Source organism: Micromonospora sp. LOL_021 (assembly GCF_048060215.1).
In the GTDB taxonomy this organism is placed as follows: domain Bacteria; phylum Actinomycetota; class Actinomycetes; order Mycobacteriales; family Micromonosporaceae; genus Micromonospora_E.
Window position 1 is genome coordinate 1 of sequence record NZ_JBHMIN010000174.1, and the last position, 302, is coordinate 302.

1 protein-coding gene is annotated in these 302 nt (G+C 68.5%); it reads left to right on the top strand.

Translation table 11 applies throughout. From position 1 onward, the window contains the following. Nucleotides 1-302: RICIN domain-containing protein (locus tag ACFHWT_RS31555; RefSeq protein ID WP_416598367.1), on the top strand; the 302-nt coding region annotated here is incomplete at both ends.

Consider the following 302-nt stretch of genomic DNA (forward strand, 5'->3'; position numbering starts at 1 on the left):
CAGCAGTGGCAGTTCGTCGACTCCGGCGGCGGCTACTACCGGCTCAAGTCCCGCCTGTCCGGCAAGGTCCTCGACGTCTACGAGTGGTCCACCGCCAACGGCGCGGCCATCGTGCAGTGGAGCGACCACAACGGCACCAACCAGCAGTGGCGCCTCGCCGACTCCGACGGCGGTCACATCCGGCTGATCAGCCGGCACAGCAACAAGGCCCTCGAGGTACAGGGCGCCTCGACCGCCGACGGCGGCAACATCGTCCAGTACGACGACTGGGGCGGCGCCAACCAGCAGTGGCAACTCGTCCG